Raw genomic sequence first — 15,459 nt, forward strand, 5'->3', positions numbered from 1 at the left:
CTGGCCTTGAGCGCTGCGCAACGGATGAAGGTCAAGCCGTCGGCGCGTATTGCGAGCATGCGCGGGCAGGCGGTCGCCAGCACCGACTACCGTCAGGATCCGCGCTGGCTCACCGCCATCGGCGCGCTCAAAGATGCTCAATTGATCGATTAAGGACTCATTCGTTATGACGGTTTACGCAATCATCGGTGGCACCGGCCTGACCCAGCTCGAAGGCTTGAGCATTCGTCAGTCGTTGGCGGTGGATACGCCTTACGGCGCGCCGTCGGCCGAAGTGCAGATCGGCGAATATGCGGGCAAGGAGGTGCTGTTTCTCGCCCGTCATGGTCATCCTCACCGCTTCCCGCCGCACAAGGTCAATTACCGCGCCAACCTGTGGGCGCTGAAGCAGGCCGGCGCCGAGGCGATCATCGCGGTCAACGCGGTGGGTGGGATTCATCCGGCCATGGGCACCGGTCATTTCTGCGTGCCGCATCAGATCGTCGACTACACCAGCGGTCGCGAACACACCTTTTTCGCCGATGATCTGGAGCACGTCACCCACATCGATTTCAGCTTTCCCTACAGCGAGCCGCTGCGTCAGCAATTGATTGCTGCGGTGGCCGCCGAAGGTTGCGAATACAGTGATCAAGGTGTGTATGCCTGCACCCAGGGCCCGCGCCTTGAAACCGTGGCGGAGATCGTGCGTCTGGAACGCGATGGCTGCGATATCGTGGGCATGACCGGCATGCCGGAAGCAGCGCTGGCCCGTGAGCTGGATCTGGATTACGCCTGCCTGGCGCTGGTGGTGAATCCGGCAGCGGGAAAGACCACTGAAGTGATCACCATGGCCGAGATCGAGCAGGCGCTGCATGACGGCATGGGCAAGGTGAAATCGACGTTGGCGCGGGTGCTCAAGGGCTGAGTCTGACCGAGATCGATTTGGCCCCATCGCTGGCAAGCCAGCTCCCACAGGTATCGAGTTGAATCACAGTTTTGTGTTCGACTCATAACCTTGTGGGAGCTGGCTTGCCAGCGATAGCTCTCTGATTGGCAGGGAGGGTCTCAACGCTTGTCGAACTTGTCCGGCAACGGCGCAAACAGCGCTTCGATATCATCGCTCTGCAGTTTCCAGTCTCCGGCCTTGCGCCCATCCAGCACGCCTGCTGCCAGGTCGGACTTTTCCTTCTGCAAGTGCTGAATTTTCTCTTCCACCGTACCCCGGGCAATCATCTTGTAAACGAACACCGGCTTTTCCTGGCCGATCCGGTACGCGCGGTCAGTCGCCTGATTCTCGGTTGCCGGGTTCCACCACGGGTCGTAATGAATCACCGTGTCCGCTTCGGTCAGGTTCAAACCGACGCCACCGGCCTTCAGGCTGATCAGAAAGATCTGACGCTTGCCGCTCTGGAATTCCTTCACCGGCGTGCGCCGATCACGGGTCTGACCCGTCAGCAGGGCATAGGCCACGTTGCGTTTTTTCAGTTCGTCTTCGATCAGTGACAGCATCGAGGTGAACTGTGAGAACAGCAGGATTCGCCGACCTTCTTCGAACAACTCTTCAAGCATTTCCATCAGGCTGTCGAGCTTGCCCGAGGTGCTGCCGCGAGCGGGCAGGGTGGCGTCGTTGACCAGGCGCAAGTCGCAGCAAACCTGACGCAGCTTGAGCAAGGCTTCGAGAATGATGATCTGGCTACGCGCCACACCCTTGCGAGTGATCTCGTCACGAACCTTCTTGTCCATCGCCAGGCGCATGGTTTCGTACACGTCGCGCTGGGCTTCGTTGAGATCGACCCAGTGGATGATCTCGGTTTTGGGCGGCAGTTCGGTGGCCACCTGTTCCTTGGTGCGGCGCAGCAGAAACGGTTTTATCCGCCCATTGAGGTGCTGCAGCCTGACTTCGCTGGCGCGCTTTTCGATCGGCACGCGGTAGTCTGCGTTGAAGCTTTTCACATCGCCCAGCCAGCCCGGCAACAGAAAGTGGAACAGCGACCACAACTCACCGAGGTGGTTTTCCAGCGGCGTACCGCTGAGGCACAGGCGCTGGCGCGCGTTGAGTTCGCGAGCGGCCTGCGCGGCCTTGCTGTTGGGGTTTTTGATGTACTGCGCTTCGTCGAGCACCAGAACGTGCAGCGGCTGTTGTGCCAACCGTTCGACGTCCTTGGGCAGCAGTGCATAGGTGGTCAGGATCAGGTCGAAGTCGGCCAGATGCTCGAAATGCTTTTTACGGCCGGCGCCGTACAGCGCGACCACTTTCAGTTGCGGCGTGAAGTGCGCAGCTTCGTCGAGCCAGTTCGGGATCAGACTGGTGGGCATCACCACCATGCATGGCCGATCCAGGCGCCCGGCGTTTTTCTCACTGAGAATATGCGCCAGAGTCTGTAGGGTTTTGCCCAGGCCCATGTCGTCCGCAAGGATTCCGCCAACCTCTAGCTGACGCAGGGACTGCATCCAGCTCAAGCCTTCGAGCTGATAAGGCCGCAACGTCGCGTTCAAGCCCTTCGGTGCCTTGGCCGTGTAATCACGGATGTCGCGCAGGCGTTGGGCGAAGCTGCGGATCTGCTCGCCGCCCTCCCACAGCAGGGGAAGGCCTTCCAGCGAGTTCAGGCGCGTGGCGTCGGCCTTGCTCAGGCGCAGGGTGGTTTCCCCGGGCTCCTGCAAGTAGAACTCGCCCAGCGTCGCCAGTACCGGTTTCAGTCGGCCAAGGGGCAACGCCACTTGCAGCGGCCCGTGCTCACTGTTGCGCTGTGGAATATTGACCAGAATCAGCTCGTCATCGCGCCGCCGCGCCAGGCGTTCCGGATTGAGGATTTCCGTGTGCGAGCGCATCAGGTTGAGCAGGATCGGCAGCAGGCTCAGGCGTTCGCCATTGACGATGATCCCTAGTTCCAGATCGAACCAGTCGCGCTCCGGCGCCTGTTCGACGGTGGCGTACCAGTCGTCGACGGCAGTCAGGTCGAAGCCGAATTCCTCGTCGATCTGCAACTCCCAGCCTTGGGTGCGCAGCTTTGGCAGTTCGTTGAGGGTGAACGTCAGCCACGCACTGTCGTTGACCATCTCGTACAGCTCGCCGGCGCTTTCCGGCAGCGCTTTGCTCTGGCGTGTGGCGATACGAAAGCCGAGGATTCTTAACTGTTCGCGGTAGGACTGTTCCACTTCAGGGTGGCGTTTTATCCGCAGGGTCTGGGTTTCCTGACGGATCAGGATGTCGCTGTTTTTCTGCCCGCTGACGTATTCATCCAGGTAGCTGAACGACAACGCGGCCCGGTGCTGGATATAGCGCTGCATCTTGCCGTTGCGCGGTTCAAACGCACTGAACTCGACACTCGCCAGCCACAGGCGCGGCAACGGTTGCACGTTGTCCACCAGCACTTGCGGCGGGGCCTTGGGGCTACGGTTCTCCAATACGGCCTGGAGCTTTTCCAGCAGTTCGGCGTCTTTCGCGGCGGCAGGGTATTCGAGGGTTTCCTGCACTTGCAGGAGTACCGCGGCGCAGTGCTTGCAGTTGTTGCGCACCGGGCAGGTACAAACCGCATCAACCAGCAGCAGGGTGCCTTTGGCTGACTCGCGCAGGTGAATGGTCTGACGGTAGACGTTACCGCCAGAGCCTTCGCAACTGGCGGTGATGGTGGCATCGCCGACCTGGGCGATGCGTACCCGGTTCTCCAGGGCGTAGCGGCGGCCACGCTCCAGGCTCTGTTCCTTGAATCGGCTGACCCAGGAGGGTGCTAACGGTTTACTCAGGGGCGGGGACATAAGGACTTCGATCAGTCCGGAATCGCTTCAGGGGCTTGCCGAGGGGCGGGCGCCGTCAGGGACGTGATCTTGATCAGCAGGGCCAGGTGGCCGTTGTCGAGATAATTGAGCTGGCCATTCTTGGTGTGGCTGTCCTGCTTCAGGCGTTCGCTGGCAGTGACCAGGCCGTTGGCGTCGATCTGGTTGACCCAGAAGTCGGCGTTCACGTCGGTGAAACGCCCGAGTTTCATTTCCAGCGTGCCCTCGATCGGGAACTGGCCGAACTGTTCCTTGCCGTCGCTGACGGCCACCTTGGTCGGCGCTTCGCCGAGGGTCTGCTGCCAGGCCTTGTGCATCAGCACGCTGTAATCACCGCTGGCGCTGAGTTTGCTGGCAACGTCGCCGAGCGCGGGTGTGCGCAGGCTGTCATCACCCAGGCGTTGAGCGCCGGCGGCCCAGTCTTCCGGGGCGGCACGGCTGACGATCGCCGGCACGGCGTTCTGGCGCACCAGAATCATTTCGACCTGATACAGGTCATCGGCAAACGCCATCGGTGCTACGAAAGTGAGTAGCAAAGTCAGTGAGCGAAACAGGCGCATGCGGCGTCCTTCAAACGGTTTTCGGGAGGAGGCGCTCGAACAGCGCCTCTACAGTATTAAAGCGCTCTTCCGGGCGTTCCATCGGCACCTGGAACTTGAACATCGTCGCGCCTTCGAATTTGTAGCGTTTTGGCTGAGTCTGGATCAGTTTGATCAGGGTCATCGGGTCGACCGGCGTCTGCGCGGCGAACTCGATGCGTCCACCTTGCGGACCACCATCGACCTTCTTGATGCCCAGCTGTTCGGCCTGCAGCTTCAGCGCAGTGATGCGCACCAGATTCTTGGTGGGTTCAGGCAGCAGGCCGAAACGGTCGATCATCTCCACTTGCAGATCCTTCAGGCCTTCCTCGTCGGTGGCCGACGCGATGCGCTTGTACAGAATCAGACGGGCGTGAACATCCGGCAGATAGTCTTCCGGAATCAGCGCCGGCACGCGCAGGTTGACCTCCGGGCCACCGCCCAGCGGTTGATCGAGGTTCGGCTGCTCGCCCTTGCGGATGGATTTCACCGCGCGCTCGAGCATTTCCATGTAGAGCGTGAAACCCACGGCCTGAATCTGCCCGCTCTGGCCGTCGCCGAGCAGTTCGCCGGCGCCACGGATTTCCAGGTCGTTGGTCGCCAGCACAAAACCGGCACCCAGATCCTGAGTGTTGGCAATCGCTTCCAGACGCTTTTCCGCATCGGAAGTGATTTGCTGGCGCGGCGGCGTCAGCAGGTAGGCATAAGCCTGGTGGTGACTGCGACCGACGCGGCCACGCAACTGGTGCAATTGCGCCAGGCCAAACTTGTCGGCGCGCTCGATGATGATGGTGTTGGCGCTCGGCACGTCGATGCCGGTCTCGATAATGGTCGAGGCGATCAGCACATTGAAACGCTTGTGGTAGAAGTCGCTCATCACCTGTTCGAGTTCGCGCTCGCGCATCTGCCCGTGGCCGATGCCGATCCGTGCTTCCGGCACCAGTTCGGCGAGATCCGCCGCGCACTTCTCGATGGTCTTCACGTCGTTGTGCAGGTAGTAAACCTGACCGCCACGCAGCAGTTCACGCAGCAGGGCCTCTTTGACCGTGCTCTTGTTCTGTTCCATGACGAAGGTGCGCACCGACAGACGACGCGCCGGCGGTGTGGCGATGATCGACAGATCGCGCATGCCCGACACCGCCATGTTCAGCGTGCGCGGAATCGGCGTGGCGGTCAGCGTGAGAATGTCGACTTCGCTGCGCAGGGCCTTGAGCTGTTCTTTTTGCCGCACACCGAAACGGTGTTCTTCGTCGATGATCACCAGGCCGAGGTTTTTGATCTTCACATCGTCGGACAGCAGTTTGTGCGTGCCGATGACGATGTCGATCTTGCCTTCCGCCAGATCGGCGATTGCCGCATTCACTTCCTTGGCCGACTTGAAGCGGCTCATCACTTCCACGGTCACCGGCCAGTCGGCGAAGCGGTCGCGGAAGCTGTTGTAGTGTTGCTGGGCGAGCAGGGTGGTCGGCACCAGAATCGCCACCTGGCGTCCGCCGTGCACGGCGATGAACGCGGCGCGCATCGCCACTTCGGTCTTGCCGAAACCGACGTCGCCGCAGACCAGTCGGTCCATCGGTTTCGGCGCGAGCATGTCTTCGCGCACGGCTTCGATGGTGGCTTGCTGATCCGGGGTTTCTTCGAACGGGAAACCGGCACTGAACGTCGCGTAATCGGCTTTCGGGTCGGCAAACGCATAGCCTTCGCGGGCGGCGCGACGGGCATAGATGTCGAGCAATTCAGCAGCAACATCGCGCACCTGCTCGGCGGCCTTGCGCTTGGCTTTCTGCCAAGTCTCGGAGCCGAGGCGGTGCAGCGGCGCCAGTGCGTCATCGCTGCCGGTGTAACGCGCGATCAGGTGTAGGTTGGCTACCGGCACGTAGAGCTTGGCGTTCTCGGCGTATTCCAGGGTGAGAAATTCGGCCGCCTGATTATCGATTTCCAGAATCGTCAGGCCCAGATAGCGCCCGACCCCGTGATCGATATGCACCACCGGCGCGCCTTCGCGCAGCTCGGTGAGGTTTTTGATCACCGCATCGTTGTTGGCGTCGGCGCGTTTTTCCCGGCGCCGGCGCTGCATCACGCGCTGACCGAACAGCGGGCTCTCGGCCACCAGCGCCAGCGCCGGGTCATCGAGCATCAAGCCTTCGTCGAGCGGGGCGATGGTGATCGCCAGGCGATCCTTGCTCGAAACGAAGTCCGGCCAGCTGTCGACGGTTTTCGGTCGCAGCTTCAGACGCTCCAGCAGCTCCAGCAGGACTTCACGACGGCCCGCGGATTCGGCGGTGAACAGCACGCGCCCGGGGAATTCGTCGAGAAATGCCGAAAGCGCCGCCAGCGGTTGCGTGGCCTTGGCTTCGATCGCCAGATTCGGCAGCGCTTGCGCCGGGAAGCGTTCGCGGCCGGCGCCGGCTTCGACGTCCTGCTGACTGGCGACTACCCGCGGCCAGCTCTTGAGGCGGGCGAAGCAGTCTTCCACCGGCAGGAACAGTTCCGCGGGTGGCAATAAAGGGCGCGATGGATCGACACGGCGCTCTTCGTAGCGATTGCGCACGTCGTTCCAGAAGTTTTCCGCTGCTTGTTCGATGCCTGGCAGCGAGAACACCTGGGTGTCCTGCGGCAGGTAATCGAACAGCGTCGAGGTTTCATCGAAGAACAGCGGCAGGTAGTACTCGATGCCGGCCGGCGTGATGCCGCTGCTCAGGTCCTGGAAGATCGGGCAGCGCCGGAAGTCGACATCGAAGCGCTCGCGGAACCGCGCCTTGAAGCGGGTGACCGCATCTTTCTGCAGCGGGAACTCGCGGGCCGGCAGCAGCTTGACCGATTCGACCTTGTCGATGGAACGCTGGTTTTCCGGGTCGAAGGTGCGCAGGGTCTCGATTTCGTCGTCGAACAGGTCGATGCGATAGGGCAGTTTGCTGCCCATCGGGAACAGGTCGATCAGCGCGCCGCGCACGGTGAACTCGCCGTGTTCGTAAACCGTATCGACGTAGCGATAACCGCTGGCTTCCAGACGCGAGCGCATCTGTTCGACATCGAGCTTCTGTCCGACATCCAGCACCAGACTGCTGCCGAGCAGGAACCTGGTCGGCGCCAGGCGATGCAGGGCGGTGGTGATCGGCACCACCAGCACGCCATGCGCCAGTTCCGGCAGTCTATAAAGGCTGGCAATGCGCTGGGAGATGATGTCCTGGTGCGGCGAGAACAGATCGTACGGCAGGGTTTCCCAGTCGGGAAAATGCAGCACGGGCAAATCCGGGGCGAAGAAACTCAGCTCCTGTTCCAGCCGTTCGGCACTCTGGCTGTCGGCGGTCAGTAGCAGGGTGAAGCGCTTGGCAGCGCTGGCAGCCTCGGCAATCGCGAGGCTGAGGGCAGCACCGGGCAGGTTGCCCCAATGCTGTTTACCTGCCGCGGCAGGGAGAAGCGGTAGACGCAGAACGGGCACGGAAGGTTGAGCTCCAGGCTTTGCGACAAAGTCGGTAATTGTAGCGGCGTCCGGTGCCGGCTGTCAGTTGCAGACTGCGTCTATCTTCGCGGTTTGCGCAAAATGTAGTGGTAACCATAAAAACGAGCACTTTTTTCAGGGTTTTGTAGTGCCGAAATCGGTTGGTGTTACGGAGGGTTACAGACATCGTCTAACAGTCGTCGAAAAATTGACTGCGCTGAAAGCCCCGGTTTTACTGGGCTGGCGCGGGGCGTGATTTTTTTGAACGGAAATTTGTTACCGATTGCGCGACAAGCGCGCATTGCTACAAGAGGTTCTCGGCGGCATAATGTAGCCCCTTTTTTCTGCCCCTACATGTGGAAGGTTCCCGTGACTCAGAAGCCCGACCAGTGTCTTGGTGAATGGATCGACCGTGAAGCACTCGCAGAAGCGATGATTCCGCTTATCGGTCAGCTCTACCGCAATAACAACGTGGTGAGCTCGATCTATGGCCGCAGCCTGATCAACCAGTCTGTCATCGCGATTCTCAAAGCTCACCGCTTTGCTCGCCACCGTTCCTCCGACGATAGCGAACTCTCCGTCCACGAAACATTCCCTCTGCTTAAAGCCATGAGCGAGCTCAAGCTCGGCGCGGCTTCGGTAGACCTGGGCAAGTTGGCGTTCAAATTCCGCAACGAAGGCAACGGCCGCAGCGCCGAGCAGTTCGTGCGCGAAGAAATGGCCGATGTGGTTGGCCAGCAAAACGCTTCGGCCCGCAAAGGCACTGACGTTGTGCTTTACGGCTTTGGTCGTATCGGCCGTCTGCTGGCGCGCATCCTGATCGAGAAAACCGGTGGTGGCGACGGTCTGCGTCTGCGTGCCATCGTCGTGCGCAAAGGCGCCGAAAACGATCTGACCAAACGCGCCAGCCTGCTGCGCCGCGATTCGGTACATGGTTCGTTCAACGGCACCATCACCATCGACGAAGAAAACAACACCATCACCGCCAACGGTAACCTGATCCAGGTGATCTACGCGAAGAACCCGACCGAGGTGGATTACACCCAGTACGGCATCAAAGACGCGCTGCTGGTGGACAACACCGGTGTATGGCGTGACGCCGACGGTCTGGGCCAGCATCTGGCCTGCCCGGGTATCGACCGCGTTGTTCTGACTGCGCCTGGCAAAGGCAAGCTGAAGAACATCGTTCACGGTATCAACCACAACGAAATCACCGCTGACGACAAGATCGTGTCCGCCGCTTCCTGCACCACCAACGCCATCGTGCCGGTGCTGAAAGCCGTGAATGACAAGTTCGGCATCATCAACGGTCACGTCGAAACCGTTCACTCGTACACCAACGACCAGAACCTGATCGACAACTTCCACAAAGGCGATCGCCGTGGCCGTTCCGCCGCGCTGAACATGGTGATCACCGAGACCGGTGCTGCCACCGCTGCTGCCAAGGCTCTGCCTGAGCTGGCCGGCAAGCTGACCGGTAACGCGATCCGCGTTCCGACGCCAAACGTGTCGATGGCCATTCTCAACCTGAACCTTGAGAAAGCCGCCACCCGTGAAGATATGAACGAGTACCTGCGCTACATGGCGCTGCACTCCGATCTGCACAAGCAAATCGACTTCGTCAACTCGCAGGAAGTGGTGTCCACCGACTTCGTGGGTTCGCGTCACGCCGGTGTGGTCGACGCTGAAGCGACCATCGTTCAGGACAACCGCGTTGTACTGTACGTCTGGTACGACAACGAGTTCGGCTACAGCTGCCAGGTGGTTCGCGTGATGGAAGACATGGCCGGTGTAAACCCGCCAGCGTTCCCGCGCTAAGCCTTCGCTGCAAATGAAAACGCCCCGACTTAGGTCGGGGCGTTTTTGTTTGGAGAAGGTCAAAAGATCGCAGCCTTCGGCAGCTCCTACAGGGGGTCGCATTGGATTCTGCAGGAGCTGCCGAAGGCTGCGATCTTTTCTTTAAGGTCAATGAAAAATGTAGTGCCAGAAGGAGATCTGTGCCATTCACAAATCCCCTGTGGGAGCTGGCTTGCCAGCGATGGCGTCCTATCGGGCGCCACCTGCCACGGCCGCTTGCGCAGTACGCAGCTCATGCTTGTTACCACGAAACAGCACCAGCGTCGCAATCAACCCCAGCACCGCCGCACCGCTGAGCCAGATCCCCGGTGCGGCCTTGTTGTCGAGCACATGAATCAGGTAAGTGCACGCCGCCGGTGTAAAACCACCGAAGGTCGCCGTCGCCAGGCTATACGCCAGCGAGAACCCGGTGGTACGCACTTCCACCGGCATGATTTCGGTGAGCGCTACGACCATCGCGCCGTTGTACGAACCGTAGAGGAACGACAGCCACAGTTCGACGATCAGCAAATGGCTGAAACTCGGATTAGCCACCAGCCACGACAGCGCCGGGTAGGCGGTCAGAATTGCCAGAATGGTCGCCGCCAGCAGTAGGGGTTTACGCCCGATCTTGTCGGACACCGCGCCCATCACCGGCAGCCAGAAGAAGTTCGACAGGCCGATGCACACGGTCACCAGCAGCGCGTCGAAGTCCGACAGATGCAGTTCGGCCTTGCCGAAGGTCGGTGTGTAAGCAGTGATCAGGTAGAACGAAACGGTGGTCATCACCACCAATGCCATGCCGGCGATGACGATGCCGAAGTTCTGACCGATCGAGCGGACGATTTCCCGCAGGGTAGGGCGATGTTTGCGCGCCTGGAATTCCGGGGTTTCCTCCAGCGAGCGACGAATGATGAAGATCACCGGAACGATCATGCAGCCGATGAGGAACGGTACGCGCCAGCCCCAGTCACCCATTTGTTCCGGGCTAAGCCAGTGGTTCAGGCCAACCCCGAGCAACCCGGCAAAGACTACCGCCGCCTGTTGGCTGGCGGACTGCCAACTGACGAAAAAGCCTTTGCGGCCCGGTGTGGCGATTTCCGCCAGATACACCGAAACCCCGCCCAGTTCGACGCCGGCCGAGAAGCCTTGCAGCAAACGACCGAACAGCACGATCAACGGCGCGGCGACGCCCAGGGTGGCATAGCCCGGCACGCAGGCGATGAGGATCGTACCGGCAGCCATCAGCGCCAAGGTAATGATCAAACCCTGGCGACGACCGTGACGGTCAATGTAGGCGCCAAGGAAAATCGCCCCCAGCGGACGCATCAGGAAGCCTGCGCCGAAAGTGGCCAGAGAGAGCATCAGGGAAGCGAAGGCACTGTCGGCCGGGAAGAAGGTTTTGGCGATGGCCGTGGCGTAGAAGCCGTAGACCATGAAGTCGAACATCTCGAGAAAATTGCCGCTGACAACGCGAAAAATCGCTTTGCCTTTGCCCGTTGTGGAGGACATTGGTTCGTACTCTCTGTTGGCTGTCTTATTGGAAATCCCTGATCTAGACACGTCCTCGCCGTCACGCGGCAAACTCAGGCAGTACCCGTGAACAGTTTTGTAACCATATGTGTATAAAGATCGTTAGGCAACAACTGGTTAGGGCGCTGCTTAAACGATATAGCCATTACCAAGGCCAGCATCTGGCTATCAAACGAATGAAAACCTGTAGGAGCTGCGGCACGCTGCGATTTTTTGATGTTGCTTGAAAAGATCAAAAGCAAAAGATCGCAGCCTCGTTTCACTCGGCAGCTCCTACAGGTTCTGGCGCATAATCTTCAGCTTTGTGTGGGGAGTAGGGGATTTGTCTAAAGGGAGGCTGATTGGCGTTTTGCTGCTGGTGGGCGCCTTGTCCGGCTGCGGCAACGGCGATTCCATGGAAAGCTTCGGCGGCCCGACCATGGGCAGCACCTATTCGATCAAATACGTGCGCCACGCCAGTCTTCCCGAGCCCGTGCAGGTCCAGCTTGAAGTGGAAAAAATCCTCAGCGACGTCGACCGGCAGATGTCGACCTATCGCAGTGACTCCGACATCGAGCGCTTCAATGCCTTGCCGTCGAACAGCTGTCAGACCATGCCGGCTGCGGTGCTCGAATTGGTCCGAGTTGGTGAGCAACTGTCAGAACAAAGCGAAGGCTCCTACGATCTCACGGTCGAACCGCTGATGAATCTGTGGGGGTTCGGCCCGCAAGGGCGTGAAGAGAAAATCCCGAGTCCCGCGGCGCTAGCCGCCACCCTGCAACGGGTCGGCTACCGCCATCTGCATATCGACGGCGACCGCTTGTGCAAGGATGCGCCGGTGGAAGTCGACTTCAACAGCATCGCCGCCGGTTACGCCGTCGACACCATCGCTGCCCGGCTCGAATCGATGGGCATCCATGATTATCTCGCCGAAGCCACGGGCGAGCTGAAAGCCAAGGGCAAAAAACTCGACGGTTCGGCATGGCGCGTCGCGCTGGAGGAGCCGCGTGACGATCAGCAGGTGGCTGAGCGCGTCATCAATGTCGATGGCTACGGCGTGTCCACCTCCGGGGATTACCGTAACTATTTCCTGCAGGATGGCCGGCGCTATTCCCACACCTTCGATGCGCGTAGCGGGGCGCCGGTCCTACACAACCTGGCGTCAGTCACGGTGATTCATCCTTCAGCGTTGATGGCCGATGGACTATCGACGCTGTTGCTGATTCTCGGGCCTGAAAGGGCTTGGGACTATGCCGAAAAACATCACATAGGTGCATTCTTCGTGATTCGTGCCGATACAGGTTTCGTCATTCGCACCAGCGCGGCTTTCGAGCGCCTCAGTGGCGCAAAAGTTGACTGAAAACAGTACGAAAGCTGGCGTTGTAGTGCAGGCAAAAGTAGCCTACGACGCGACCAAGGGTTAATGTGCGCGGCGTTGACGCTTCTATAGACTGTGTCCGGGTTCTTTACTGGCCCCCAATTGTTCCTTCGCGCCGCGATTCGGCGTGATTTAGCCGCCGGTGCTGCTGGCACCGCGGCCTGTTCTGAGGAGTACGCATGGCTGTCTACAACTACGACGTGGTGGTATTGGGTTCCGGCCCGGCGGGAGAAGGCGCGGCAATGAACGCCGCCAAAGCGGGGCGCAAGGTGGCGATGGTCGACAGCCGTCGCCAGGTCGGCGGCAACTGCACCCACCTCGGCACCATTCCGTCCAAGGCCCTGCGTCACTCGGTGCGGCAGATCATGCAGTTCAACACCAACCCGATGTTCCGGGCGATCGGCGAGCCGCGCTGGTTCTCCTTCCCGGACGTGTTGAAAAGCGCCGAAAAAGTCATTTCCAAGCAAGTCGCGTCGCGTACCGGCTACTACGCCCGTAACCGCGTCGACGTGTTCTTCGGTACCGGCAGCTTCGCCGACGAGCAAACCATCGAAGTGGTCTGCGCCAACGGCGTGGTCGAGAAACTGGTGGCCAAGCACATCATCATCGCCACCGGTTCGCGCCCGTATCGCCCGGCGGACATCGATTTCCACCACCCGCGTATCTACGATAGCGACACCATCCTCAGCCTCGGCCACACCCCGCGCAAACTGATCGTTTACGGCGCCGGCGTGATCGGCTGCGAATACGCCTCGATCTTCAGCGGTCTGGGGGTACTGGTTGAACTGGTGGACAACCGCGGTCAGTTGCTGAGCTTCCTCGACTCGGAAATTTCCCAGGCACTGAGCTACCACTTCAGCAATAACAACATCACCGTGCGCCACAACGAAGATTACGATCGCGTTGAAGGCGTCGATAACGGCGTGATCCTGCACCTCAAATCCGGCAAGAAGATCAAGGCCGACGCCTTGCTCTGGTGCAACGGCCGTACCGGTAACACCGATCAGCTCGGTCTGGAAAACATCGGGGTCAAGGTCAACAGCCGTGGTCAGATCGAAGTCGACGAGGCCTACCGCACCTGCGTGCCGAACATCTACGGCGCCGGTGACGTGATCGGCTGGCCGAGCCTGGCCAGTGCCGCCCATGACCAGGGTCGCTCGGCGGCCGGCAGCATCGTCGATAACGGTAGCTGGCGTTTCGTGAATGACGTGCCGACCGGCATCTACACCATTCCGGAGATCAGCTCGATCGGCAAGAACGAGCAGGAACTGACCCAGGCCAAGGTGCCGTACGAAGTCGGCAAGGCGTTCTTCAAGAGCATGGCGCGTGCGCAGATCGCCGGCGAGCCGCAAGGCATGCTGAAGATCCTGTTCCACCGTGAAACCCTGGAAGTGCTGGGCGTTCACTGCTTCGGTTATCAGGCATCGGAGATCGTGCACATCGGTCAGGCGATCATGAACCAGCCGGGCGAACTGAACACGCTGAAGTATTTCGTTAATACCACGTTCAACTACCCGACCATGGCCGAAGCCTATCGGGTAGCGGCGTACGACGGCCTCAACCGGCTTTTTTGACGGGCTCCGGCCGGTGGCCTGAGCCGGCCGGGGAGACCGATTTCAGCAATTCTCGAGGGTGGCAGTGGCCAAACCGGGAAAGTCTGTAATCAGGCTGTCAACGCCGAAGTCGGCGAGTCTGCGCATCAGCGCAGGCTCGTTGACGGTCCACACCGACACATGCAGCCCCTGACGCTGCGCCTTCTGCAGGCGTTCCGGCGTACACAGCGTCCAGTTCAGAGCCAGAATCTCACAGCCATAGCTGGCCGCGACCTTCAACGGGTCGAGCCAGGCGTATTCGGCCACCAGTCCCCGTGACACGTCCGGCACCAGATCCAGCGCCGCTTTCAGCACTTCCCGCGAACTCGAAGTAATCGTGACCTTGTCCAGCAGGCCATGACGCTGGGCCATTTCGCGGATCGCCAGCACGGTGGTTGCCGCACGGGTGCGCGATGCGCTTTTGACTTCGAGCTGCCAGTGCTCGAAATCGCATTTCTCGAACAGTTCTTCCAGGGTCGGAATCGGGCACGGCTTGATCCAGCCCGGGCCGCCCTTGCGTGCGTCGTAGGTCACCAGTTCGGCGGCGGTGTGCTCGACCACCTTGCCGCGCCGGTCGGTGGTGCGTTTGAGGGTCGGGTCGTGGATCACCATCAGCTCGCCGTCCTTGGACAGGTGCAGATCCAGTTCGCAACGGCGTACGCCGTGCTTGAGACATTCCTGAAAACTGGTCAGGGTATTTTCCGGTGCTTCGCCCTTGGCGCCGCGGTGGCCGTAGATGAGGGTCACGGTGCTTCCTTAATTTAAATGCCGGATTCGTTCTGTTCACGGGCCAGGCGTCGTTCCTGGGCCTGTTTCTGCAAGATGTAGCGGGCGAGCAACTGGCGCTGGGCGTCGGTCAAGTGTTCGAACTCGGTGCCGACGTCGTAGCCGTCGCCCTTGCGGTCGCAATGGGTGACGCGGGCGCGCAGCAGCAGGCCGAGCGCCTGGGGCATCAGCACCAGTTTCACCGACAGGTGCGCGCCGGTGGCGATCGGGGTCGGGTGCTGAAAATCGATCCCGCCTTCGGAAATGATCACCGGTTGCGGCTCGCCGATATGGCCGAGCACGGTCAGGGCGACCACCTGACTGAGCAGATCGATGCGTTTGTTCTGGGATTTGAGGAACGCGGCAATGGCCCGGTCGCGCTCGCTGATCTGGCGCAACAGGTGCTGCGACTCGAATTCGCTCAGGTGCAGTTCGCTGAGCAGGTTGAACAGTGGGGAAGCATCCTGCAACACTTCCTGGCCTGCGGCTTCGGGAGCGGACAGGGGCCGAATTTCCAGTGCGATCATGTCCTCGATACGGTAGTATTCGCGGCGATCTTCTTCATCTAATGTCGACATGGCGAACCCATGGTAGCGGCGGTGG

The 15,459-nt window shown here is 60.4% G+C and carries 11 protein-coding genes and 1 pseudogene; 5 read left to right on the plus strand and 7 right to left on the minus strand.

Features of this window, described 5'->3' with window-relative positions:
• Positions 1 to 153 (plus strand): annotated as a pseudogene (locus DBR18_RS29195) (beta-N-acetylhexosaminidase); the annotation flags it as partial.
• A 13-nt stretch (positions 154 to 166) separates the two neighbouring features.
• Positions 167 to 904, plus strand: coding sequence for an S-methyl-5'-thioinosine phosphorylase (locus DBR18_RS13900; RefSeq protein ID WP_108590737.1), 738 nt, complete (start codon positions 167 to 169; stop codon positions 902 to 904).
• 140 nt (positions 905 to 1,044) lie between these two features.
• On the opposite strand, the gene DBR18_RS13905 is transcribed toward DBR18_RS13900, so the two are convergent.
• From DBR18_RS13905 to mfd, 3 genes are read right to left on the minus strand one after another with little or no spacing between them, the layout of a single operon-like run.
• The gene (locus DBR18_RS13905) at positions 1,045 to 3,735 is read right to left on the minus strand and encodes a DEAD/DEAH box helicase (protein WP_108590738.1); all 2,691 of its coding nucleotides are present in this window, start codon (positions 3,733 to 3,735) and stop codon (positions 1,045 to 1,047) included.
• Between the two features lie 11 nt (positions 3,736 to 3,746).
• Complete coding sequence (locus tag DBR18_RS13910; RefSeq protein ID WP_007968185.1) at positions 3,747 to 4,313, minus strand: CsiV family protein; 567 nt, start codon at positions 4,311 to 4,313, stop codon at positions 3,747 to 3,749.
• Positions 4,314 to 4,323: 10 nt separating this feature from the next.
• Positions 4,324 to 7,773, minus strand: coding sequence for a transcription-repair coupling factor (gene mfd, locus DBR18_RS13915; protein WP_108590739.1), 3,450 nt, complete (start codon positions 7,771 to 7,773; stop codon positions 4,324 to 4,326).
• A gap of 354 nt (positions 7,774 to 8,127) precedes the next feature.
• On the opposite strand from mfd, the gene DBR18_RS13920 reads away from it, so the two are divergent.
• A complete protein-coding gene (locus DBR18_RS13920) occupies positions 8,128 to 9,591 on the plus strand; it encodes a glyceraldehyde-3-phosphate dehydrogenase (RefSeq protein WP_108590740.1) in 1,464 nt (487 codons plus the stop codon).
• A gap of 228 nt (positions 9,592 to 9,819) precedes the next feature.
• Here the strand turns inward: DBR18_RS13920 and DBR18_RS13925 are convergent, their stop codons facing one another.
• Both DBR18_RS13925 and DBR18_RS28135 read right to left on the minus strand, forming a co-directional pair.
• Positions 9,820 to 11,121, minus strand: a complete 1,302-nt coding sequence (locus tag DBR18_RS13925; protein WP_108590741.1) for an MFS transporter — start codon at positions 11,119 to 11,121, stop codon at positions 9,820 to 9,822.
• A 74-nt stretch (positions 11,122 to 11,195) separates the two neighbouring features.
• A complete protein-coding gene (locus DBR18_RS28135; protein WP_146188761.1) occupies positions 11,196 to 11,405 on the minus strand; it encodes a hypothetical protein in 210 nt (69 codons plus the stop codon).
• 59 nt (positions 11,406 to 11,464) lie between these two features.
• Between DBR18_RS28135 and DBR18_RS13930 the strand changes: the two genes are divergently transcribed.
• Together DBR18_RS13930 and sthA are read left to right on the plus strand one after the other, a co-directional pair.
• Positions 11,465 to 12,481 (plus strand): FAD:protein FMN transferase, encoded by a 1,017-nt coding sequence (locus DBR18_RS13930; RefSeq protein WP_108590742.1) that lies wholly within the window; start codon positions 11,465 to 11,467, stop codon positions 12,479 to 12,481.
• 197 nt (positions 12,482 to 12,678) lie between these two features.
• A complete protein-coding gene (sthA, locus tag DBR18_RS13935) occupies positions 12,679 to 14,073 on the plus strand; it encodes a Si-specific NAD(P)(+) transhydrogenase (RefSeq protein ID WP_007984277.1) in 1,395 nt (464 codons plus the stop codon).
• A gap of 42 nt (positions 14,074 to 14,115) precedes the next feature.
• On the opposite strand, the gene DBR18_RS13940 is transcribed toward sthA, so the two are convergent.
• Both DBR18_RS13940 and DBR18_RS13945 read right to left on the minus strand, forming a co-directional pair.
• Complete coding sequence (locus tag DBR18_RS13940) at positions 14,116 to 14,838, minus strand: glycerophosphodiester phosphodiesterase family protein (RefSeq protein WP_003226579.1); 723 nt, start codon at positions 14,836 to 14,838, stop codon at positions 14,116 to 14,118.
• Positions 14,839 to 14,852: 14 nt separating this feature from the next.
• The gene (locus DBR18_RS13945; RefSeq protein ID WP_007968195.1) at positions 14,853 to 15,434 is read right to left on the minus strand and encodes a PilZ domain-containing protein; all 582 of its coding nucleotides are present in this window, start codon (positions 15,432 to 15,434) and stop codon (positions 14,853 to 14,855) included.
• Positions 15,435 to 15,459: the final 25 nt, after the last annotated feature.

This window comes from Pseudomonas sp. HMWF021, assembly GCF_003061005.1.
Taxonomy (GTDB): domain Bacteria; phylum Pseudomonadota; class Gammaproteobacteria; order Pseudomonadales; family Pseudomonadaceae; genus Aquipseudomonas.

What these genes read in the sequence shown, in the direction of transcription:
- DBR18_RS13925 (WP_108590741.1), bottom strand. Translation starts at nt 11,121, where the DNA reads ATGTCCTCCACAACGGGCAAAGGCAAAGCGATTTTTCGCGTTGTCAGC.
- DBR18_RS13945 (WP_007968195.1), bottom strand. Translation starts at nt 15,434, where the DNA reads ATGTCGACATTAGATGAAGAAGATCGCCGCGAATACTACCGTATCGAG.
- DBR18_RS13910 (WP_007968185.1), bottom strand. Translation starts at nt 4,313, where the DNA reads ATGCGCCTGTTTCGCTCACTGACTTTGCTACTCACTTTCGTAGCACCG.
- DBR18_RS13905 (WP_108590738.1), bottom strand. Translation starts at nt 3,735, where the DNA reads ATGTCCCCGCCCCTGAGTAAACCGTTAGCACCCTCCTGGGTCAGCCGA.
- DBR18_RS13920 (WP_108590740.1), top strand. Translation starts at nt 8,128, where the DNA reads ATGTGGAAGGTTCCCGTGACTCAGAAGCCCGACCAGTGTCTTGGTGAA.
- sthA (WP_007984277.1), top strand. Translation starts at nt 12,679, where the DNA reads ATGGCTGTCTACAACTACGACGTGGTGGTATTGGGTTCCGGCCCGGCG.
- DBR18_RS13900 (WP_108590737.1), top strand. Translation starts at nt 167, where the DNA reads ATGACGGTTTACGCAATCATCGGTGGCACCGGCCTGACCCAGCTCGAA.